The organism is Rossellomorea arthrocnemi (assembly GCF_904424705.1).
Classification (GTDB): domain Bacteria; phylum Bacillota; class Bacilli; order Bacillales; family Bacillaceae_B; genus Rossellomorea; species Rossellomorea arthrocnemi.
Genome location: NZ_CAJGBF010000030.1, coordinates 1 through 21,049, shown reverse-complemented (window position 1 = coordinate 21,049; position 21,049 = coordinate 1). Strand labels below are relative to the sequence as shown.

The 21,049-nt window shown below is 44.6% G+C and carries 21 protein-coding genes, 1 rRNA gene and 1 riboswitch; of the genes, 2 read left to right on the top strand and 20 right to left on the bottom strand.

Features of this window, described 5'->3' with window-relative positions:
* Positions 1–66 precede the first annotated feature (66 nt).
* The 4 genes from pcrB to BAA9072_RS22295 form a co-directional block, all read right to left on the bottom strand.
* Positions 67–753 (bottom strand): heptaprenylglyceryl phosphate synthase, encoded by a 687-nt coding sequence (gene pcrB / locus BAA9072_RS22310; protein ID WP_201716776.1) that lies wholly within the window; start codon positions 751–753, stop codon positions 67–69.
* Between the two features lie 641 nt (positions 754–1,394).
* A complete protein-coding gene (locus tag BAA9072_RS22305; RefSeq protein WP_201716775.1) occupies positions 1,395–1,694 on the bottom strand; it encodes a YerC/YecD family TrpR-related protein in 300 nt (99 codons plus the stop codon).
* Between the two features lie 20 nt (positions 1,695–1,714).
* Entirely contained in the window at positions 1,715–2,752 is a 1,038-nt protein-coding gene (locus BAA9072_RS22300; protein WP_201716774.1) for a DUF3048 domain-containing protein, read from the bottom strand.
* 30 nt (positions 2,753–2,782) lie between these two features.
* On the bottom strand, positions 2,783–4,522 hold the full coding sequence (locus BAA9072_RS22295) for an adenine deaminase C-terminal domain-containing protein (protein ID WP_201716773.1): 1,740 nt from the start codon (positions 4,520–4,522) through the stop codon (positions 2,783–2,785).
* A gap of 124 nt (positions 4,523–4,646) precedes the next feature.
* Here BAA9072_RS22295 and BAA9072_RS24645 point away from each other — a divergent pair, with 124 nt between their 5' ends.
* Together BAA9072_RS24645 and BAA9072_RS24640 are read left to right on the top strand one after the other, a co-directional pair.
* Entirely contained in the window at positions 4,647–5,093 is a 447-nt protein-coding gene (locus BAA9072_RS24645) for a YgaP family membrane protein (protein WP_201716772.1), read from the top strand.
* A 178-nt stretch (positions 5,094–5,271) separates the two neighbouring features.
* The gene (locus BAA9072_RS24640; protein ID WP_330999329.1) at positions 5,272–5,361 is read left to right on the top strand and encodes an EYxxD motif small membrane protein; all 90 of its coding nucleotides are present in this window, start codon (positions 5,272–5,274) and stop codon (positions 5,359–5,361) included.
* On the opposite strand, the gene purD is transcribed toward BAA9072_RS24640, so the two are convergent.
* The 16 genes from purD to rrf all read right to left on the bottom strand — a co-directional run bounded on the left by purD (position 5,339) and on the right by rrf (position 21,041).
* Positions 5,339–6,613, bottom strand: coding sequence for a phosphoribosylamine--glycine ligase (purD, locus tag BAA9072_RS22285; protein ID WP_201716771.1), 1,275 nt, complete (start codon positions 6,611–6,613; stop codon positions 5,339–5,341). The two genes, BAA9072_RS24640 and purD, sit on opposite strands and share 23 nt — an antisense overlap.
* 273 nt (positions 6,614–6,886) lie before the next feature.
* Entirely contained in the window at positions 6,887–8,422 is a 1,536-nt protein-coding gene (purH, locus tag BAA9072_RS22280) for a bifunctional phosphoribosylaminoimidazolecarboxamide formyltransferase/IMP cyclohydrolase (RefSeq protein ID WP_201716770.1), read from the bottom strand.
* Between the two features lie 247 nt (positions 8,423–8,669).
* Positions 8,670–9,245 carry a phosphoribosylglycinamide formyltransferase gene (purN, locus tag BAA9072_RS22275; RefSeq protein WP_201716769.1) on the bottom strand — a complete coding sequence of 192 codons (576 nt, stop codon included), beginning with the start codon at positions 9,243–9,245 and terminating at the stop codon, positions 8,670–8,672.
* Positions 9,246–9,281: 36 nt separating this feature from the next.
* Positions 9,282–10,310 carry a phosphoribosylformylglycinamidine cyclo-ligase gene (gene purM, locus BAA9072_RS22270; RefSeq protein ID WP_201716784.1) on the bottom strand — a complete coding sequence of 343 codons (1,029 nt, stop codon included), beginning with the start codon at positions 10,308–10,310 and terminating at the stop codon, positions 9,282–9,284.
* Positions 10,311–10,321: 11 nt separating this feature from the next.
* Entirely contained in the window at positions 10,322–11,743 is a 1,422-nt protein-coding gene (gene purF, locus BAA9072_RS22265; protein WP_201716768.1) for an amidophosphoribosyltransferase, read from the bottom strand.
* The gene (gene purL, locus BAA9072_RS22260) at positions 11,719–13,953 is read right to left on the bottom strand and encodes a phosphoribosylformylglycinamidine synthase subunit PurL (RefSeq protein WP_201716767.1); all 2,235 of its coding nucleotides are present in this window, start codon (positions 13,951–13,953) and stop codon (positions 11,719–11,721) included. Before purL ends, purF begins: the two co-directional genes overlap by 25 nt.
* Positions 13,937–14,623, bottom strand: coding sequence for a phosphoribosylformylglycinamidine synthase subunit PurQ (gene purQ / locus BAA9072_RS22255; protein ID WP_201716766.1), 687 nt, complete (start codon positions 14,621–14,623; stop codon positions 13,937–13,939). The genes purL and purQ overlap by 17 nt, the downstream gene beginning before the upstream one ends.
* Entirely contained in the window at positions 14,620–14,874 is a 255-nt protein-coding gene (purS, locus tag BAA9072_RS22250; RefSeq protein ID WP_201716765.1) for a phosphoribosylformylglycinamidine synthase subunit PurS, read from the bottom strand. The genes purQ and purS overlap by 4 nt, the downstream gene beginning before the upstream one ends.
* Entirely contained in the window at positions 14,862–15,587 is a 726-nt protein-coding gene (gene purC / locus BAA9072_RS22245; RefSeq protein WP_201716764.1) for a phosphoribosylaminoimidazolesuccinocarboxamide synthase, read from the bottom strand. Before purC ends, purS begins: the two co-directional genes overlap by 13 nt.
* Before the next feature lie 107 nt (positions 15,588–15,694).
* Complete coding sequence (gene purB / locus BAA9072_RS22240) at positions 15,695–16,993, bottom strand: adenylosuccinate lyase (RefSeq protein WP_201716763.1); 1,299 nt, start codon at positions 16,991–16,993, stop codon at positions 15,695–15,697.
* A complete protein-coding gene (gene purK / locus BAA9072_RS22235; RefSeq protein ID WP_201716783.1) occupies positions 16,990–18,150 on the bottom strand; it encodes a 5-(carboxyamino)imidazole ribonucleotide synthase in 1,161 nt (386 codons plus the stop codon). The genes purB and purK overlap by 4 nt, the downstream gene beginning before the upstream one ends.
* Entirely contained in the window at positions 18,137–18,616 is a 480-nt protein-coding gene (gene purE / locus BAA9072_RS22230; protein WP_201716762.1) for a 5-(carboxyamino)imidazole ribonucleotide mutase, read from the bottom strand. The genes purK and purE overlap by 14 nt, the downstream gene beginning before the upstream one ends.
* A gap of 159 nt (positions 18,617–18,775) precedes the next feature.
* A riboswitch (purine riboswitch) is annotated at positions 18,776–18,877 on the bottom strand.
* 86 nt (positions 18,878–18,963) lie between these two features.
* Positions 18,964–19,170: an NETI motif-containing protein gene (locus BAA9072_RS22225; protein WP_201716761.1), complete on the bottom strand. Its 207-nt coding sequence runs from the start codon at positions 19,168–19,170 to the stop codon at positions 18,964–18,966.
* Positions 19,167–19,718: a DUF2179 domain-containing protein gene (locus tag BAA9072_RS22220; protein WP_060671612.1), complete on the bottom strand. Its 552-nt coding sequence runs from the start codon at positions 19,716–19,718 to the stop codon at positions 19,167–19,169. The genes BAA9072_RS22225 and BAA9072_RS22220 overlap by 4 nt, the downstream gene beginning before the upstream one ends.
* An 847-nt stretch (positions 19,719–20,565) precedes the next feature.
* Positions 20,566–20,823 (bottom strand): hypothetical protein, encoded by a 258-nt coding sequence (locus BAA9072_RS22215; RefSeq protein WP_201716760.1) that lies wholly within the window; start codon positions 20,821–20,823, stop codon positions 20,566–20,568.
* A 101-nt stretch (positions 20,824–20,924) separates the two neighbouring features.
* Positions 20,925–21,041: ribosomal RNA gene (rrf, locus tag BAA9072_RS22210) — 5S ribosomal RNA — on the bottom strand.
* Positions 21,042–21,049 lie beyond the last annotated feature (8 nt).

The window sequence follows — 21,049 nt, the reverse complement described above, 5'->3', positions numbered from 1 at the left end:
CGAACGTACGTTCTATATTTGTATTTCCATTATATCTTATCCAAGGGTGGACCTCCAGTTTAATCCTTACCCTTTAACTGCTTTTACCGTCTTTAACGATTCTTTCAGATTGTCATATACAGCATTTCCAACGACGACTACATCTGATACAGCAGCCATTTCTTTGGCCTGCTGAGCGGTTTCAATTCCTCCGCCGTAAAATAATGTCGTGTTTTCCAGTGAATCCCTTACCTCTTTTACCGTTTCAACATCGCCATATGTACCACTGTATTCCAGATAAAAGATCGGCAGGTTGAACATTCTTTCTGCCATCATGGCATAAGCTGCCGCGTCTTCACTTGAAATGTCTGTGTTTGCTTCTGTTACGTGTGCCGCCTTGCAGTCACGGTTCAATATACAATATCCTTCAACGAGGATTTCGTCCCAATTCATAATCTCTCCATATTCCTTCACAGCCTTGTGATGCAATCCCGTCACCCAGTTCATGTTCTGGCTGTTCATCACCATTGGAATGAAATATAAATCAAAGCCGGGAGTAATCGACTCCAAATTTGATACCTCCAGAATACAAGGAACCGTATATCGTCTCACTCGTGCCATCAAATCAAGAACCTTTTCAAGGGTTACACCGTCCGTTCCCCCTACAATAATCGCGTCTGTTCCTGATTCACATACTGCTTCTAAATCTTCATCTTCTATTGTCTTATTCGGATCTAGTTTAAATACATGGCGCCACTCTCGGACATCATACATGCTCTGTTCCCCCATTCATACATCCATCTAACGTATTATATCATTTGTGGAAAGGAGTCGCATTAACTACAAAAGCGCAGGGGCTTTGACAGAGGCGACAAGCATAAGACGGGAATGCTGGAAAGGCGCTCTTTGCCTTTTTGGCATTCCTGTCTTATGACCTCGAGCCTCTAAGCCCCGAAGCTGGACAATACAAAAGCGCAGGCGGGTTGATCAGCCCCGACAAGCACAACTGAAAAAATCCCTGAAGGCGCTTTTTGCCTTTGGGGATTTTTCAGTTGTGACCTCGAGGGGCTACCCGCCGGAGCTGGACAAATACAAAAGCGCAGGGGCTTTGACAGAGGCGACAAGCATAAGACAGGAATGCTGGAAAGGCGCTCTTTGCCTTTTTGGCATTCCTGTCTTATGACCTCGATCCTCTAGGCCCCGGAGCTGGACAATACAAAAGCGCAGGGGCTTTGACAGAGGCGACAAGCATAAGATGAACCTTCCGGATAGTCGTCCTTTGCCTTTTAACAGATTTAGCGTATGACCTCGAGCCTCTAGACGACACCAAGGGGAATGTCACGACAACCATTTGGCGAAAACTGCCCCTACAAAAAACAAAGACCGCTCATCATATGACGACAGCGGTCTTTCTATTATTTTTCTTCTTGATGTACACGGTCCAAAACTAACTGATACGTATCATTCCCGTAGTTCAAACATCGTTTTACACGGGAAATGGTTGCAGTACTTGCACCTGTTTCGGTTTCAATCTTGTGATATGTTTTCCCATCCTGAAGCATACGCGCTACTTCAAGGCGTTGAGCAAGAGATTGAATTTCATTGATTGTACAAAGGTCATCAAAGAAACGATAACATTCTTCAAGGTTTTGTAGGGAAAGAACAGCGTTAAATAACTGATCCAGCTCCTTGCCTCTTAATTTATTTATTTGCATTGAAAAGACTCCTTTATCTTCTATTCTTGATATGAGACGGAACCTGTCAGCCCTGGAGAGCTTGGAATGACATTGATCCACGTTGATCCCTTTCGCAAACTTACAGGTTGATCATTTTCGTAAGGAAGAATTCTTCCATTCACATTCTTCCATTGAACCTCCCTGAGCTTACCTTCCTGTATCAAGTACGCATTTCCTCCTGATTCGAGGTCTATGTCACGTCTACCTGCATCATCGACAATCTTATGTGAAGCTTCTACGATCAATAGGTTTTCTACCAGCACTGGATCTTTGGAATCATAATCGACGGTCTGTTCACCATTTGAATACCGCTCGTATCTGCCTTCTTTTTCGTTAAAATCAAATATAACATTAAACAGGGGGTTTTGATTATATGAAATCATTACGGATTGTGCAGCCTCTCCATTTATCGTCCCCTTATCACTGAAATTCAGTGCTTCAGGCGGCCGACTCATATCGAAACCGTTCTTCTCCGCTCCTTCCCTGATATGTTCAGCGGATATATAGGAATTGTGGGGCGCTTTACGGAAGCTTGCCCGCTTAAATAACGTTCCATCATATTGGATCCCGTTTAGATTATCGATGAAACCATTCTGTAACATTTCTTTTGCTTCCGGACTATATCCGTGAGCCACATACAAGCTGTCATACCCTTTTGCAAGCTCTATAAAGTAATCCCTCGCACTTCGGACTGGACCAACTTCTTTCGGCATTTGGCTTTGGAATATTGCCAAGAAGCGGGTGATGTCACCTTCTGCTAACAGTTCATACACAATATCCGCTTTCGATAACCCAGACTGCGGGCGGGCTTTCGGATGGTTATTTACCATGACAGCAACCGACCTGGCCGTAGACTCTTCCTCTTCTTCCACCCCTGTTAAAGACGATGGATACATTCTTTCCGTTTCTCCGCCTGTCTCTTCTTTCACCACTGGAGTTGCGGCTTCTTTATCAGATTCTTTCTTTATCTCTTTATCTGAACTACATGCGACAAGTGTAAACGAGCTTAACGCAATAATCAAAGCTCTTTTCAGCATGTTTTTTACACCCCTATTTACTTTACTATTTTAACGCATTATTGTTGGAAAGAGTACCGTTTTCTTCATTACATCATAGATTCCTTTTTGTGTCATCCGAATATAGGGAAGATGAGTGGACTGAAGAAACAGTAATGTATAAATCGGGTCTGAGAAGCGGTACCCTCTTTCTTTTAACAACCGTTTAAGTGTTTTTTCTTCTTCAATCAGCTCAGGCATTTCTTTCTGTGAGAGCAGACCGTTTAACGTCAGGGGAATGTCGTGCAGGATTTCACCATGCTCTGCAAGTACGATTCCACCGCCGATTTCCTTCATCCTGTTAAAGGCTGCAATCATATCCGACTTACTTTTACCAATCAAGATAATGTCCCCCGTATTGGAGTAAGATGAAGCAAATCCCATGACACCTTTCGCGAAGCCTTTAATCATGGTGCTGATTCTCCACTTCCCATTCCTGTCCAACAACATGAGGAATGCTTGATCATGGTCGAGATCAAGCAACCCGTCAGAAGGATTGATGGAAATGGAGTATGGTTTAGTAATGACATCGTTCACCATTTCAATTCCAAACGGCATGGAGAATTGGAGATCGTCATAGCCCACTTCCCAATCAAGAGATAATGGAGTAAATCCGTTTGTTCCCCAGTTGATTTCTGTGGTGTCCTCTACTTGGATACCGTCTCTTCGTACCCATTTCCCCTTTGAAAGCACTGAAACCGGAGTCGGGTCATCCTTTGCCGATAGGAAATTAATATTTGCTACTCTTCCAGTAGCAATCATCCCATGCAGGTGAGTGATGTTGTAATAATTGGCAACGTTATACCCTGCCATATTATAGGCTTCGATTGGCGGTATGCCCTTATCGATCGCCATTTTTATCATGAAATCCAATACACCTTGTTCGTAGAAACCCGGTGTGGACCCATCTGTGGTAAACAGGAGGGAATCGTATGAATCGATGCCTTTTTCTTTTAACCCATCTAATAGAACTGGTAAATCCGGTCGGATCGAAGAATGACGCAATGTAACCGTCAACCCTTGTATCAGGCGCTTGTAAACATCCTCACCCGTCATCGCTTCATGGTCGCCATCAATTCCTAATAAGCGGAGCTTGGCAATCGTCTTGTCAGATGCCCCCGGTAGGTGTCCTTCCACGATTTTACCCATACGCTTGGTCTCCTGCATCCAGTGAAGGATCAAATCATCTCCTGCCAGCAGTCTTGGCCAAGCGGTCAGTTCCCCGCCTTGGAGCACCGAATCATGTTCCAACCACGATTTCACTTCTCCATTTGAAAAGGTAACCTCTTCATTCACCATTTCTGTTTGAGAGTCGAAACGTGTCCACCAGTACATCGTGACCGGCATTTTGTTGAACTCCCTCAATAAAGTAAACGCTTTCTTTTTTTCCAATTGCAAAAACATCATCAGGTTATCATTTACGAATGTCGTTGTACCGGTTTGGGATGCATACTTGGAAAAAGATTGGGGATTATAAAGCTGAAACGGATGTACATGCGGTTCGATATATCCTGGAACGAGGTACTGTGAGTCACAGTCCACTATTTCACATTGCTCAAGGTTTTCCGGGAGTTGATCTCCAGTATAGACAATTCTGTCACCGTAAACCCAAATATGTCCCTGCACCCATTTCTTTAACGTGGAGTGAAGGTATGTTGCATTCTTTAAAAGAAGTCTGGGAGACAATTCTCCGTTCAGTACTTGTACATGTTCTCGTAGTTGTTTGTTTTTCCATCTGTAGCGCTGTTCCAAAGTGAACACTCCTCTAGTGGAATGGTATTAGTTTAAGTTTCAATTTATGTTAACATATTTTACTATTTAACGCATTAAAGGTTTACAACAATTATGTGAATTTTCGATTAAGGAGGAATTTACAATGAAAGTATCATCGAACATCGGGATTATCAATGCCCTGATTCGCATCACAGTGGGATTTACCATTTTGGCTTGGAGTACATCCAAGCTTGCACGACGTCCATGGAGAGACTCTTATCTTGTTATGGCCGTGATCGGCGCCATGAAAGTGGGAGAAGGTATTTTGCGCTATTGCCCTGTCACTGCCCTGTTTGAAAAAGGGGGAGACGGCAATAACGGGAACGGCGGCTTCGGCGGGTTTAAAGCAAAGGATATGATGAATTTTAAAGACATGCTGAAATCCGACAAACCCGATCACAACGAACCAAAGCAACAGCAAACAACCGGACATAAACAAGACCCGCTCAACAACGCCAAAAAAGAATCCAACTTCAACCCCGAGGAGCTCACCAACCAAGAAGTCCAGGATGCCTTGAAGGGTTCTAAAGGGACGGACCTTCATTCTTAGGGATCCGGAAGGTTATGTACTTCCTTATAATGGAGTAACGGCAGGATTTTTATTGTTTTAATTATTCGGGAATGGCAGGATTGCCGAGGCCCGTCCCTCTAAAGGACAGTCCTCGGCAATCTTGTATCTAAATTATGAAAAGGAGTTGTTTGCATTGTTCTGGGAATATTTAACGGACATGTCGTATGTCCTGTTTTCGTTGATAGGCGGAATCGTCGCGATTGCTTATGTGTATATTCGTAAATCTAGGAAGAGACGCGTTCGATAGCTTTCCGACCGATATCGCTTCGATAAAACAAGCCCTTGAAATTTACCTTCCCCAATACTTTATAAACGTCTGCTTGTGCCTTCTCCACAGTCGATGCAGAAGTAGCTATAAGTAACACTCTGCCTCCGTTGGAAACAAGGGTTTCGTCACTATTGAGTTCAGTTCCAGCATGGTATACAAGGGTTTTTTTATCCATTGATTTTTCAAGATCAGGCAGTGTGATCCCTTTCTCATAAGCGCCTGGATATCCATCTGCTGCGAGCACGACCCCAAGAACTGCGTCGTCCGACCATTCCAACTCAACCGGCTTTCCTTCAATGATGTTTTTCACAACGAGACCAAAGTCAGACGTTAAACGCGGCAGTACTACCTGCGTTTCCGGATCACCAAATCGCGCGTTGAATTCGATCACTTTTGGGCCCTCACTTGTCAGCATCAGCCCAGCATATAATATCCCGGTAAACGAACGACCTTCTTTCACCATCGCTTGTGCAGTCGGGTGGAGAACAGTGGAGATCGCTTCCTGTACAACTTCATCCGGAATATGCGGAACCGGTGAATACGCACCCATACCGCCTGTATTTGGACCTGTATCACCATCAAAGGCACGCTTGTGATCCTGTGCAATCACCATTGGATAAACCGCCTCGCCACTTACAAACGCCATGAGTGAAAATTCTTCTCCAAACAAGCATTCTTCCACAACCACTTTTGACGAGGCATCCCCGAACTTTTCATCCAGGAGCATCTCTTCCAATGCACTGATTGCCTCATCCTCTGTTTCGGCCACAACCACACCCTTACCTGCCGCCAGACCATCCGCCTTCACTACGATCGGGGCACCGACTTCCTTCACATATTCGATGGCTTTTTCAACGCCTGTGAACACTTCATAAGCAGCCGTTGGGATATTGTATTTTTTCATTAATTCCTTGGAGAACGACTTGCTTCCTTCGATGATGGCCGCTTCTTTCGTTGGTCCAAATATTTGCAAGCCTTCTTCTTGGAAGCTGTTGACGATTCCATCAAGTAGCGGGTTTTCTGGACCAACAAACGTATACGCAACCCCTTCTTTTTTGGCAAAATCAATGAGTTCTCTCACATTAGACTCAATGTAAGGTAGATTCGTTGCAACACTTGCAATACCGGCATTACCGGGTGCGCAAAACACTTCAGTCACACTTTCACTTTCCGCTAATTTCTTGCATATGGCATGCTCGCGGCCGCCACGTCCGATCACTAATACTTTCATCTTGAAAAACGCCCCCTTTTTAAGAACCCCCCTCCTACTTATCGTGTGTATGAGGAGGGGGTGGTATGTGGAATGAACTTGATCTGAACTTACGGACATTACACCGGGAGGAAGAGGTGTGAAGGTGGTGTAGTGTGATGAGGTTCGTGCAAAGGTCCGTCCCTCATTTCACTTCCCCTTAACCGGCATCTCTCCTTAAAAACCCTCTAACCACAATGTTTTAACGACTAATTGCATGAGATTTCAGTTAAAACTTTAGGTCCGTCCCTCAAATTAGTGTTTAAAGTGGCGGATGCCTGTTAGGACCATGGTGATGCCGTATTGGTCTGCTTTTTTGATGGAGTCTTCGTCACGGATGGAGCCTCCCGGTTGAATGATGGCTGTGATGCCTGCTTTGGCCGCAGCTTCTACGGTGTCGTCCATCGGGAAGAATGCGTCGGATGCCATGGCGGCTCCTTTGGCTTTTTCCCCTGCCTGTTCCAGTGCAATGTTTGCAGCACCTACGCGGTTCATCTGTCCCGCACCGACTCCGACTGTCATATGAGCATTTGTTACAACGATCGCATTCGACTTCACATGCTTCACGACTTTCCAGCCAAGTTTCATGCTGCCCCATTCTGCTTCCGTCGGTTCGCGTTTCGTAACGATCCTAAGGTCGGCATCGTCAAGGGTGAACGTGTCATCCGCTTGAACAAGCAATCCGCCTTCCACCGTCGTTAACTTCCGCTCGATTTTGTTTGTGGTTTCAAATGGAACCGTCAATAATCGGATATTCTTTTTACTTGAAAGGATTTCAAACGCTTCATCACTGAAAGCAGGAGCGATAACGATCTCTAAGAAAATTTCATGAAGTTGTCTGGCTGTTTCTTCATCCACGATGCGGTTCAGCGCGACAATTCCTCCGAAGATGGATGTAGAATCCGCTTCATACGCTTTCGAAAATGCTTCATGGATGGTTGGACCGACCCCGACTCCACACGGGTTCATATGCTTCACTGCAACTGCCGCCGGCTCTGTAAACTCTTTTACAATTTGAAGAGCTGCATTCGCATCGTTGATATTATTGTAGGAAAGCTCTTTTCCGTGAAGCTGCCTTGCCATGGCCACTGAGAATTCAGAGCCAAGTGGTGCGCGGTAGAAAGAAGCTTGTTGATGAGGATTTTCCCCGTAGCGTAGTGTTTGTTTTAATTCATACGTTCTTGTAAAACGCTCAGGATACTCTTCACCTGAGATGTCTGTCATATATTCAGCAATGAAGGAATCGTATGCTGCCGTATGACGGAATACTTTAGCAGCAAGCTTACGGCGCTTCTCTAACGATAGTTCACCTTGAAGCTTTAACTCAGCAATAACTTCATCATAGTCCAAAGCGTCGACTACAACTGTCACATATTGATGATTTTTTGAAGCCGCACGCAGCATCGTCGGACCGCCGATATCGATGTTCTCGATCGCTTCTTCTACACCGACATTCGGTTTTGCAATGGTTTGTTGGAACGGGTAAAGGTTGACACATACGAGGTCGATCCCTTCAATCCCCTGTTCCTGCATTTGTCTGAGGTGACTTTCTTCCCCTCGTTTTGCAAGGAGTCCACCATGGATGTTAGGATGAAGGGTTTTTACACGTCCTTCTAAAATTTCTGGGAAACCTGTTACTTCTTCCACCCCCATGACCTCTACGTCATTTTCTAAAAGGAGTTTCTTCGTTCCACCTGTTGAAATGATTTCATATCCAAGTTCCTTTAATTCCTTGACGAATTCGATGACACCGCTTTTATCTGAAACACTGATCAATGCTCTCTTTTTCAATGTCTGATCCTCCTCTGCCTGCTGTAAAGATTTCATTTCATTATGGTGCTGAATTGGAAATGGATTGTAGGGTTTTATGATGTAAAAGTCGGCGACTGATTGTCGCCGTGAATAATTTTGTTTGTGATTGTGGGAGAAATGAACTTGTGCCACTAATTCCCCATCTTTATTCTGCTAATACACCACTAAAACCAAAGGTCCGTCCCTCACCACTTTACCACAATAAAGCAATCACCTCTCCCCGGGTTTAATGACCGGTAGTGAGGAAGAGGTGATTCAGGGTGGTTGGGTATAGGTGGTGTTCGACGTGCTGGATTTTGTCCTGGAGTGACTGTTTGGTTTCGCCAGTTGTGACCCGGACGATTTCCTGTGCGATGATTTCACCTGTGTCCATGCCTGCGTCTACGAAATGAATCGTGACACCTGTGACTTTCACACCCCCATCGATTGCTTGTCCCATTGCATCCTTTCCTGGAAAGGCTGGAAGGAGGGACGGATGGATATTCACGATCCTTCCTCCAAAGCTTTCAAGAAGTGTTGGACCAATCAATCTCATATATCCTGCTAACACAATAAAGTCAACACCTGAGTGAGCCAGCTCATTCAGGATTTCCTGTTCAAATGCCTGTTTATTTTCATAATCCTTAGCCCGAAAGACGAATGTAGGGATTCCAGCAGTTTGAGCCCGGTGAATGACAAACGCACCCGGTTGGTCACATACAAGAAGTCTGATATTCGCCTTCAGGGTTCCACTTTGGACCGCATCTACCAAGCTTTGAAAATTACTTCCGCTTCCTGATGCAAAAATGGCAATCTGTCTCATGACTCGCCCCCGTTATTGACATGCTCATCCTTCATTTCAACGAACGAATCGTACTCCATTTCCAGTGGTCACACGTCCGATGATAAAGGCATCTTCACCTTGTTCGCTGAAGAATTGAAGAATGTCTTCTGCTTCACTTTCTTCAACCGCTAAAACAAATCCAATTCCCATGTTGAAAATATTGTACATTTCCTTGCGGGAAATGTCCCCATAGTGCTCAAGAGCGGTGAAAATGTTTGGAATATCCCAGCTGCCTTCCGTTATCTCCGCTTGCAGATGATCCGGCAGCATCCGTGGAATATTTTCAATGAATCCCCCACCCGTGATATGGGACATGCCCTTTATGGAGAATTTTTTCAATGCTGCTAATACCGATTTCACGTAAATCTTAGTTGGCTTAAGCAATGCTTCCTCTAATGTGATCCCGATTTCCGGTAATGTTTCTTCCAAAGAAAACGAGTGATCTTCAAAGAATACTTTTCTGACTAAAGAGTACCCATTACTGTGTATACCACTGGACCCCAGTCCGACTAACACATTTCCTTCAGAAATTTTTTCGCCCGTGATCATCTCTTTTTTTTCACAGGCGCCTACAGCGAAGCCGGCGATATCATATTCTTCATCAGAATACATACCGGGCATCTCGGCGGTCTCTCCACCGATCAGCGCACAGCCCGCTGTTTGGCATCCGTCCGCAATCCCTTTTACAATACCTTCTATTTTCTCTGGAAGTGCTTTTCCAGTCGCTATATAATCTAAGAAATACAGTGGTTCAGCCCCTTGAACGACAATATCATTCACACACATGGCCACACAATCGATTCCAATCGTATCGTGTTTGTCTGCCATGAAGGCAAGTTTCAGCTTAGTCCCGACTCCATCTGTGCCCGAAACGAGAACAGGTTCACTCAAGTTCAAGGATGATAGATCGAACATTCCTCCAAAGCTGCCTAATTGACCAAGAACCCCTTCACGGGCAGTTCGTTTCACATGTTTTTTGATCCGGTCGACTGATTCGTATCCCGCTTCGATGTCTACTCCTGCCTGACGATACGCATTTGCCATCATGATTCCCCCTATTTCACTAACTCTTTTTCATGTGGATGAAGTGTATCCGGGTAGATTTCCGTTGGATACTTCCCGGTGAAGCAAGCCAAGCATTGACCGCGATTTTCGGATGAATCATTTCGGTCGATCGCTTTTAACACACCGTCTGTACTCAAGAAAGTCAGAGAGTCGGCTCCGATGATCTGACGCATTTCCTCCACTGAATTGGAAGAAGCGATCAGCTCTTCATGAGTCGAAGTATCAATGCCGTAGAAACACGGGTTCTTAATCGGCGGCGAACTAATGCACACATGAACTTCCTTGGCTCCTGCTTCTTTCAACATGCTGACGATTCGTCTACTTGTTGTGCCGCGGACGATCGAGTCGTCAACCATTACCACTCTCTTTCCTTCCACTACTCCTCTGACCGGTGAAAGCTTCATCTTCACACCTTGCTCACGAAGAGATTGAGAAGGCTGTATAAATGTCCGGCCAACATAACGGTTCTTAATAAGACCCAATTCGTATGGGATACCTGAGGCTTCTGCATAGCCGATCGCACTTGAAATACTGGAGTCAGGTACACCCGTTACAACATCCGCTTCAATTGGTGCTTCTTTCGCGAGTTCCATTCCCATTCTTTTTCTGGCGGAATGGACGTTGATCCCTTGAATATTGCTGTCTGGTCTTGAGAAGTATACGTATTCCATCGTACACATCGCATTCCCACCTGAATAACTAAACCGTTCTGAGGTCAATCCCTCATCATTGATGATCACAAGCTCTCCCGGCTCGATATCCCGTACAAATTCAGCCCCTACGATATCAAAGGCACACGTTTCAGAAGCTACGCAGTAAGCATCCCCAAGCTTACCAAGTGATAGTGGACGAAGACCATGGGGATCCAGAGCCACCATCATTTCAGTTTCCGTCATCACCACAAATGCATAGGCGCCCTTCAACATGGTCAGCGCATTTTTCACGCGGTCCTTCAAATTGAAATAGCCGCTTCTTTTAATCAAGTGAGCTAACACTTCGGTATCTGAACTTGTTTGAAAAATACTCCCCTGTCCTTCAAGCTGGTGCTTCAAGGCGTTCGCATTGACGAGATTTCCATTATGAGCAAGAGCAAGGCTGCCATTCTGTGAGTTGAAAAGAAGAGGCTGAACATTTTCATAGCCTCCGCCCCCGGCTGTCGCATATCGTACATGACCGATGGCTGAATCCCCTTCAAGTTTCTCGATGGTGCCTTCCTGGAATACTTCCGTTACGAGGCCTTCCCCTTTTAGGCATCGTAACTGGTCACCGTCAGAAACGACGATTCCTGTTCCTTCTTGTCCTCTATGCTGTAAACTATGAAGTCCGTAATACGTAATTTGTGCCGCATTGGGATGTCCCCATATGCCAAATACTCCACATTCTTCGTTTAAACCTTTGATTTCAGCAGGCATGGGATCGCTCCTTTCCAAGCTGACTCCAATTCTTCTACAGATGCCTGTAGCATGACGTCTCCATTTTCTGATGTCACCTTGATGGCACCGTTAGCTGCTACGTGTCCGATTGCCTTCGCCTCTGGAACGAGTTTCTCAAATTCGTCTTTGTTTTCTGATTTCACTGACACGATGAATCGGGATTGTGTTTCACTGAATAGATCAGCCACGTTGTTCTCCCCAGAAAGCTCGACGCTTGCTCCCAATCCTTTCGTTCCAAACGTGGATTCTGCAAGAGCAACGGCGAAACCACCTTCAGCGATATCATGAGCCGATGCCACAAGCCCTTTTTGGATCGCTTCTAGCAACTGCATTTGACGGCGAAGCTCTGTTTTCAAATCGATTGATGGTGCTTGCCCGAAGATTTTTCCTTCAGTCAGTTTTTGAAGCTCACTTCCACCGAATTCTTCACGTGTTTCACCGATTATATATATAGAATCTCCAGCTTCTTTGAAGCCTTGAGTCGTAATATGATCGACATCTTCAATGAGTCCAACCATCCCTACTACAGGCGTTGGATAAATGGCAGTACCCATGGATTCGTTATATAAGGAAACATTTCCGCCGATAACTGGAGTCGATAGCTCACGACACGCTTCACTCATACCGTCAACGGACTTTTCAATTTGCCAGAAGATTTCCGGTTTCTCCGGATTGCCGAAGTTTAAGCAGTCTGTAATCGCCAGTGGAATCGCTCCTGAACAAACGATATTGCGTGCTGCTTCCGCTACAGCGATCTTCCCTCCAACTTCTGGATCGAGGTAAAGATAGCGGGAATTACAATCCGTTGTCATCGCAAGGGCTTTTCTGGTGCCGCGTACCCGTACGACCGCTGCATCAGACCCCGGGCTTACAACTGTACTTGTCCTTACTTGATGATCATATTGATCATATACCCATTCTTTACTCGCAATCGTCGGCTGCTGCAAGAGCGCCTTGAGTGTTTCCTTATAATCATCTACTTTTGGAGAAACTGTCTCCATTGCTTGAAACTCTTTATAGTAAGCCGCTTCTTGAGATGGCTTGTTATAGACAGGTGCTTCTTCAGCAAGTGCATCGACAGGAACATCTGCCACGACCTCACCCTTGTGAAGAAGACGGAGGCGTTTATCATCTGTTACCTTCCCGATGGAAACCGCTTCTAAGTCATACTTAGAAAAAAGATCGACAATCTCTTGCTCGCGTCCTTTTTCCACGACGATCAGCATGCGTTCCTGGGATTCTGAAAGCATCATTTCATATGCCGTCATGCCTCTTTCACGCTGCGGAACAAGGTCAAGATTCATTTCGATACCGGAACCCGCTTTACTTGCCATTTCAGCTGATGAACTTGTAAGACCAGCCGCCCCCATATCCTGAATGCCCACTAGAGCATCGTTCTGAACGAGTTCCAGACACGCTTCAAGAAGTAATTTTTCCATAAATGGATCGCCTACTTGAACAGCCGGGCGCTTCTCTTCTGATCCTTCATTCAATTCCTCGGATGCGAAGGTGGCTCCGTGAATGCCGTCACGCCCTGTTTTCGCTCCAACATACATGACTGTATTGCCGACACCATGTGCCTGACCTTTTTTAATATCCTTATGGTCGATCAATCCGACACACATCGCGTTTACAAGAGGATTTCCTTCGTACGAAGCGTCGAATTGAACTTCCCCTCCGACCGTGGGGATCCCGATACAGTTTCCATATCCTGCGATTCCGGCTACGACTTCTTTAAATAGATACTGAACACGAGGAGAATCCAGCTCTCCAAAGCGTAAAGAGTTGAGGAGTGCGACAGGTCTTGCCCCCATCGAGAATACGTCTCGTATAATACCCCCGACACCCGTTGCCGCTCCTTGGAAAGGCTCAATGGCTGAGGGGTGATTATGACTCTCGATTTTGAACACCACTGCTTGATCATCGCCAATATCAACAATTCCAGCTCCTTCTCCAGGACCTTGAAGAACCCTTTCACCCGTCGTTGGAAACTTCATCAGTACAGGCTTTGAATTTTTATAGCTGCAATGCTCTGACCACATAACAGAGAAAAGGCCGGTCTCTGTATAGTTCGGTGTTCTTCCAAGGATGTTTTCCACCATTGAAAATTCTTCGTCTGTTAAACCCATCTCACGATAAAGCTGCTCTTCTTTCACTTTTGTTGAAGTTGGTTCAAGCATTAACGACATGTTTTTCCCTCCAGTGTTTCACAATCGATTGAAATAGTTTCTTCCCGTCTTCACTACCTAGTAAAGTGTCCATGGCGCGCTCTGGGTGAGGCATCATCCCAAGTACATTTCCTGCTTCATTTGTGATCCCTGCAATATTTTCAACGCTTCCGTTTGGATTTTCATCCGTATAGGTGAATACAATTTGATTGTTTTCCTTAAGTGTGATCATGGTCTCTTCATCACAGAAGTAATTTCCTTCACCGTGAGCGATCGGGATTTGAATTACATCATTTTTTTCATACCCATTCGTAAACATCGTTTCATTATTTTCAACCGTTAACGGTACTGTTTTACATATGAACTTCAAGCTATCATTCCGACGCATGGCCCCTGGCAATAACCCCGTTTCCAGTAAAACCTGAAATCCGTTGCATATACCAAGAACCGGCTTACCTTGCTCTGCCGCTTTCACGACCTCTTTCATAACGTTCGAGAAACGGGCAATCGCTCCTGAACGAAGGTAATCCCCATACGAGAATCCTCCTGGTAATAGAATCGCATCATAGTTTTCCAGATTATCAGCATCGTGCCAAACATAGTCAACTTCTTCACCGATTTCATCCTTGATCGCATGGTACATATCAATGTCACAGTTAGAGCCTGGGAATACGATTACTGCAAACTTCATTGAGCGACACTCTCCTCGATTTCATATCGGTAATCCTCGATGACCGGGTTGGCCAGCAGGCGATGGCACATTTCTTCAACCGTCGCTTCCACGTTTTCAACAGATGATGGAAGAGTCAGCTCCATATACTTCCCGACGCGTACATCTTCAACACTGTTAAATTCCATTGAATGCAGCGCTTGTTTCACAACACTTCCCTGAGGATCTAATACACTTTCTCTTAATGTGATATAAACTTTTACTTTGTACATAGCTTGTTTCCTCCTAAGCGTTCTAAAATGATTGAGTATACTTCGGTTAAACTGCCGATATCTCTTCTGAAAACATCTTTATCCAGCTTTTGATTTGTCTCTGCGTCCCATAGACGGCATGTGTCGGGTGAGATTTCATCCCCTAATAGAATCTCTCCGTTACGATCTTTCCCAAACTCTAATTTGAAATCAACAAGGGTCACTCCCGCTTCTTTGAAGATCCCTTGAAGGATCTCATTCACACCAATCGCCATTGTTCTGATCTCAGCCCGTTCTTCCCGGGACGCGATCTCCAGGAAATCAATGTGATCATCTGTAATAAGCGGATCTCCCAGATCATCATCCTTATAATAGAATTCGATGATCGGCTTTTGAAGTGGCGTCCCTTCTTCTTTTCCAAGCCGTTTGGACAAACTTCCCGCAATCACATTGCGAACCACGACCTCAAGGGGGATGATCCGTACGCGTTTGACCAGCTGTTCATCCTCTGATAATTGTTTAATAAAATGACTCTCTATTCCTTTTTCAGCAAGCTTTGAAAATATCAAGCTCGAAATCTTATTATTTAAAACCCCTTTGCCATCGATATCCGCTTTTTTCTCCCCGTTAAAAGCAGTGGCAGAATTCTTATACTGAATCCACACGACTTCCTCATCCTGTGTGGCGAAAATTTGCTTCGCTTTTCCCTCATATAAAAGTGTGCCTTTTTCCATATGAAATCCCCCTACTTGCAGAATATTGCCAATCTTCAGTCTATATTTTCATAAAAAAAGGAAGGGATTTTGCTAAAACCCCTTCCTTATTCGTTTGTCAGAAGGACTTATTTCACTAAGCCACAACGTTCAAAAATCGTATCTACATGTTTTAAGTGGTAGTTATAATCGAAGCAGTCATCAATGTCTGCCGGTGACAGTTTGGACGTGATGGTCGCATCCTCTTCAATGAGTGAACGGAAAGCTACTTGCTTCTCCCATGCCTCCATTGCTTTCGGTTGAACCGTATCATACGCCTCTTCACGGGTCATCCCTTTATCAATAAGGGCCAATAGGACACGTTGAGAGTAGATTAAGCCTAGTGTGCGATCCATATTGCGCTGCATATTCTCAGGGAAGACCGTTAAGTTCTTGATGATATTACCGAAACGGTTCAGCATATAATTTAAAGCAATCGTTGCATCCGGAAGGATCACACGCTCTGCTGAAGAGTGGGAAATATCTCGCTCATGCCACAGTGGCACGTTTTCATACGCTGTCAGCATATATCCTCTGATTACACGAGCCATACCCGTCATGTTCTCAGAACCAATCGGGTTCCGTTTGTGAGGCATTGCAGAAGATCCTTTTTGACCTTTTGCAAAAAACTCTTCCACCTCACGCGTTTCACTCTTTTGCAATCCGCGAACCTCGACAGAAAATTTCTCGATGGATGTCGCAATCAACGCTAGTGTCCCCATATAATGAGCGTGGCGATCTCGTTGTAAAGTTTGTGTAGACACAGGGGCTGGCTTAATGCCAAGCTTCTCACACACGTAAGACTCGACGAAAGGATCGATATTTGCATACGTTCCAACGGCACCGGAAATCTTACCGAATTCAACTCCATCTGCCGCTGCTTTAAAGCGCTCTACATTACGCTTCATCTCTTCGTACCAAAGGGCGAGCTTTAAACCGAACGTTGTAGGCTCGGCGTGGACTCCGTGTGTGCGTCCCATCATGACCGTATGCTTGTGCTCGATTGCCTTGTTTTTTAAGATTTCCACGAATCGCTCTAAGTCTTTCAGAATGATGTCGTTTGCCTGCTTTAATTGATAAGAAAGGGCTGTATCCACTACGTCCGTTGAAGTCAGTCCGTAATGAACCCATTTTCTTTCTTCTCCAAGGGTTTCCGAAACTGCTCTTGTGAAGGCTACAACGTCATGACGCGTTTCTTCTTCGATTTCCTTAATGCGGTCCACATTGAATCCGGCATTCTCACGAATCTTCGCAACATCCTCTTTCGGTATATCCCCGATTTCAGCCCAAGCTTCACAAGCCAAAATTTCTACTTCAAGCCATGCTTGAAAACGATTTTCCTCTGTCCAAATTGCTCCCATTTCTGGGCGTGTATAACGTTCTATCATACCAGTCGTCCTCCGATCTTTTCTTGCACCTTCCAAATTCCTGCTTCGCTTACGTTCGACAATGTCTCTTCTATATCATTCGTCAATAGAGTGACATGCCCCATCTTCCGTTTCGGCTTTGGTACATCCTTGCCGTAAAGATGGATAAACCAGTCCGGTTTCTTTGGAACAGCCTTCATAATAGGCTCGATATGCTCTCCTAGTAGGTTAACCATCACAGCGTTCTTTAATAAGGTTGGTTGAACAAGCGGCCAGTTACAAACAGCTTTGATATGTTGGGCGAATTGTGAAAAGTCACATGCTTCGATTGAGTAGTGACCGGAATTATGAGGTCTTGGAGCCAGCTCGTTGATATAGATGTCTCCATCCTCCGTCAGGAACATTTCAATTGCCAGTGTTCCGACTAGATCAAGAGTCTCACTGATTCTCTTCGCCATCCCAATCGCTTTATCTGCCACTTCTTCACTTACCCTTGCCGGAGCGATCGTTTCATGTAAAATATTATCCACATGAATATTTTCCACTACCGGAAAGTTTGTTTGCTGTCCATCAGGATTTCGTGTCACAATGACGGATAACTCTTTTTCAAAAGGAATCCATTTTTCCAGCACACATGGACCGTTCTCCAATAATATAGCGGCTTCTTCTATTTCACCGGCTTGTCGGATGACATACTGTCCCTTCCCATCATAACCGCCCCTCGTCGTTTTTAAAACCACTGGATAGCCAAGCTTTTCTATATTATCATAGATGTCCTTCTGTTGTTTAATCACAGCATATGGAGCCACTTCCACCCCTGCAAACGTAAGGGCTTCCTTCTCCATGATACGATCCTGTGTAATTCGGATCAATTCCGCCCCTTGAGGTAAATAGGCACGTTCCGACAACCATTTCAGGGCTTCATAATCGATATTCTCAAACTCATATGTAATCACGTCGCACTCTTCCGCCAGTCTGAATAAAGCGTCAAACTGGTCGAAGCCTGCCGTAATCACAAGGTCTGCCACCTGGGCACATGGGGAATGTGGCGATGGATCTAATACAGCCACTCGGAAACCATTTTGTTTCGCAGCAAGTGCCATCATCCTTCCAAGCTGTCCGCCCCCGATGATCCCGATCATCTGTCCTGGTAAAATCGTCTTCTTATTCAAGGTCATCACTGCTTTCCATCACTTTTTCCCGGAGCACATCTCTTCTATTCTCTAACGTTGCTGCCAACTCTGTATCTTCAATAGAAAGGATCTGTGCAGCAAGGAGTCCTGCATTAGTGGCTCCTGCCTTCCCGATCGCTACCGTCGCAACAGGAACTCCGCCGGGCATCTGCACAATCGACAGCAGTGAATCCATTCCGTTTAATGCCTTCGACTGAACAGGGACCCCGATCACAGGCAATGTGGTCTTTGCAGCCACCATTCCCGGCAAATGAGCAGCCCCTCCTGCACCTGCAATAATGACCTTCACTCCGCGGGCTCTTGCACCTTCTGCAAACTCAAACATATAATCCGGTGTCCTGTGAGCCGATACCACCTGTTTCTCAAATGGAATCTCCAACTCCTCCAATACGTCACACGCATGCTTCATTGTTTCCCAGTCCGATGTACTTCCCATGATTACTGATATCATAATAGTGACAGGCACCTCCCGTAATGTAACCAAACCCCGATAATAAAAAAATACCCAGATCAATTGTTCTCTACTTTTTTGAGAGAAAGCAATTGATCTGGGTATTTTACAGAGAAAGGGCCTCTTTATCCGGTAAGGTCCACAACTCGAGCTCGTATCCAGACAGCTACTTCCCCTCATAGTCCGACCATTTACGGTAGTCAGGTAGAGACTCATGGGCCATATTCCCATTATTATATGAGGGTATTCGGTTTATTTGTCTCCATCATAACGTGATATAAAGCGTCTGTCAACGAATTATCGAACAATAATAAAAGTCTGAAAATTAATGTTCGGATTTGAAGCGTTTACTCTTCCATCTTCATCTTCTTCCCTTCAAACACAATTGTCTGTCTAATAGGGACATATTCCGTCTTATTTCCTTCTTTCTGCTCTTCAAATACAGGCTTCTCCATCCGCCTTACCGGCATGTAGCCCATTTCCTTCATACGATCCAGGCAGTCTGCAATCGTCTCATTTTCCTGCACTTCGAATAATAACTTATTTTTACTCATTCTTTTAATTTTCCTTTACGTATATTTCGGACTGTCTTCACCCAGAATCCGCCGTGAATCGCTTTTGGTTCATAGGCAATGATGAATGCTTTCGGATCAAGCTCTTTAATTGTATCATACAGTTTCATCTCATACTTTCGCGGAGTGAGGATCTGCAGGGCCATCCGGTTTCCTTCCAAACCATTCGCCTCCCAATTCGTCACCCCGTATCCACGGGCACGAAGCTCATTCGGCAAAGCCTTATCATACTCCTTCGTGATCACATTCACCGTGATATAACCAAGAGCGAGCTTCTCCTCAATCTTCATCCCGACAATCACACCAAGACCATACCCGACCGCATAAGCGATCAGATTCTGAATCTCATTCAGATTGTCCAGTACCAGTCCAAGACCCACAACGTAAATCACGACTTCAAATGTACTAACAAAAGCAGCAATATATCGATAACCCTTTAACGTCAAAATCATCCTGATCGTAAAAAAGGATACGTATACAACATTGATAATTAATATGATCGCTACCATCACAAAACTATTGTCTAACACTCAGATGCCCCTCTCTCCACTACTTCTTGTAGTATGCTCAAATTAAGTTCCTATTTTACTAGAAAAAATCCACAATATGAACCACTTCAAGAAAAATATATGCGATTTACCGATGACAATTTCTAGAAAATCCAATGTCTTATTAAGTGTGTTTCCTATTTTGAGTAAATTAAAACATGAACGGCTTGGTGAATGGTGGAATAGAGCAATTAGGTTGGTTTTTGCGTTTGGGGTTTTGAAGAAAGTTTGAAGGAGGGATAGTAGATTGGGGCGTTGAAGGTGGATAGTTTTGTGGAATAGACCGGGGGGAATTAATTGTTTTTGACTGGAGTTTGGAGGAGTTGGATTTGTGAAACACTGAGTAATATAACGGGTTTTGTTAGTATTTTGAACGGCCTTAGATTTATATTCGGTTTTAGAAGAATGCGGTATATTCTGTAGCTAGTTTACTATAAAACATTCTAATAGAATATGAGAACGATGCGAAAACCTGCTATTTTTATTGAATAAAAAGGGCAAGCTAGAATAATTGCTTTTTTTAACGCCAGATTGGGTCGTTATATAAATATTTGTGTCGAAACTTTGTTTTTTACGTTGTTTTCCGACATTAAAGCGTCATTTTCCAATTACCCCCTATTCCCGCACCATATGAGATGGCTATCTAATTCAATTCATAACATATTGAGTATCCCGAAGAGCTATTCTTTCCTATTTACCTGACTCACCTTCCTAATTAAGGTCCCAACTGCCGTCGGCGATGAATGTAACTCCTGTGATGAGCAGTAAAACGTCCACTTCCTTCTCCGACAATAGACAGATGGCCTGCTGTGCATTTCTCTTTTTAACCTCATTCTAATTGGTTTTCAACATAAAATTGACTATTTTCGCTGAGAATGTGGTTGAGGATGAGGATTTTGAGACGATTGAGTCGGCTGGTTTTAAATTTAGATGAGCTTCGAGGAACAATCATGCGAGATATGAAAGCAATCATGCCGGATGTAGGATAATCATGCGAGAATTCAATTTTTCGTGCCACAATGTGATTAATCATGCGCCATTTCAAAGAATCGTGCCACAATGTCGAATTTTCTTTACGACGCCTCATCTGGCATCCTTCACTGGGGGGCTGGAAGATACCACATTCATATGGTTTTCAAATCTACAAAAAAAGAGTAACTCCTATGAGCTACTCTTTCTTCATAAAGTGCCTGGCGACGTCCTACTCTCACAGGGGGAGATCCCCCAACTACCATCGGCGCTGAAGAGCTTAACTTCCGTGTTCGGCATGGGAACGGGTGTGACCTCTTCGCCATTATCACCAGACGACTATT

Bases quoted from the DNA above. Each gene is read 5' to 3' on its own strand.
- pcrB (WP_201716776.1), bottom strand. From the start codon at position 753: ATGTATGATGTCCGAGAGTGGCGCCATGTATTTAAACTAGATCCGAAT.
- BAA9072_RS22305 (WP_201716775.1), bottom strand. From the start codon at position 1,694: ATGCAAATAAATAAATTAAGAGGCAAGGAGCTGGATCAGTTATTTAAC.
- BAA9072_RS22300 (WP_201716774.1), bottom strand. From the start codon at position 2,752: ATGCTGAAAAGAGCTTTGATTATTGCGTTAAGCTCGTTTACACTTGTC.
- BAA9072_RS24645 (WP_201716772.1), top strand. From the start codon at position 4,647: ATGAAAGTATCATCGAACATCGGGATTATCAATGCCCTGATTCGCATC.
- BAA9072_RS24640 (WP_330999329.1), top strand. From the start codon at position 5,272: ATGTCGTATGTCCTGTTTTCGTTGATAGGCGGAATCGTCGCGATTGCT.
- purD (WP_201716771.1), bottom strand. From the start codon at position 6,613: ATGAAAGTATTAGTGATCGGACGTGGCGGCCGCGAGCATGCCATATGC.
- purN (WP_201716769.1), bottom strand. From the start codon at position 9,245: ATGAGACAGATTGCCATTTTTGCATCAGGAAGCGGAAGTAATTTTCAA.
- purM (WP_201716784.1), bottom strand. From the start codon at position 10,310: ATGGCAAATGCGTATCGTCAGGCAGGAGTAGACATCGAAGCGGGATAC.
- purF (WP_201716768.1), bottom strand. From the start codon at position 11,743: ATGCCTGCTGAAATCAAAGGTTTAAACGAAGAATGTGGAGTATTTGGC.
- purL (WP_201716767.1), bottom strand. From the start codon at position 13,953: ATGTCGTTAATGCTTGAACCAACTTCAACAAAAGTGAAAGAAGAGCAG.
- purQ (WP_201716766.1), bottom strand. From the start codon at position 14,623: ATGAAGTTTGCAGTAATCGTATTCCCAGGCTCTAACTGTGACATTGAT.
- purS (WP_201716765.1), bottom strand. From the start codon at position 14,874: ATGTACAAAGTAAAAGTTTATATCACATTAAGAGAAAGTGTATTAGAT.
- purC (WP_201716764.1), bottom strand. From the start codon at position 15,587: ATGGAAAAAGGCACACTTTTATATGAGGGAAAAGCGAAGCAAATTTTC.
- purB (WP_201716763.1), bottom strand. From the start codon at position 16,993: ATGATAGAACGTTATACACGCCCAGAAATGGGAGCAATTTGGACAGAG.
- purK (WP_201716783.1), bottom strand. From the start codon at position 18,150: ATGACCTTGAATAAGAAGACGATTTTACCAGGACAGATGATCGGGATC.
- purE (WP_201716762.1), bottom strand. From the start codon at position 18,616: ATGATATCAGTAATCATGGGAAGTACATCGGACTGGGAAACAATGAAG.
- BAA9072_RS22225 (WP_201716761.1), bottom strand. From the start codon at position 19,170: ATGAGTAAAAATAAGTTATTATTCGAAGTGCAGGAAAATGAGACGATT.
- BAA9072_RS22215 (WP_201716760.1), bottom strand. From the start codon at position 20,823: ATGAGGCGTCGTAAAGAAAATTCGACATTGTGGCACGATTCTTTGAAA.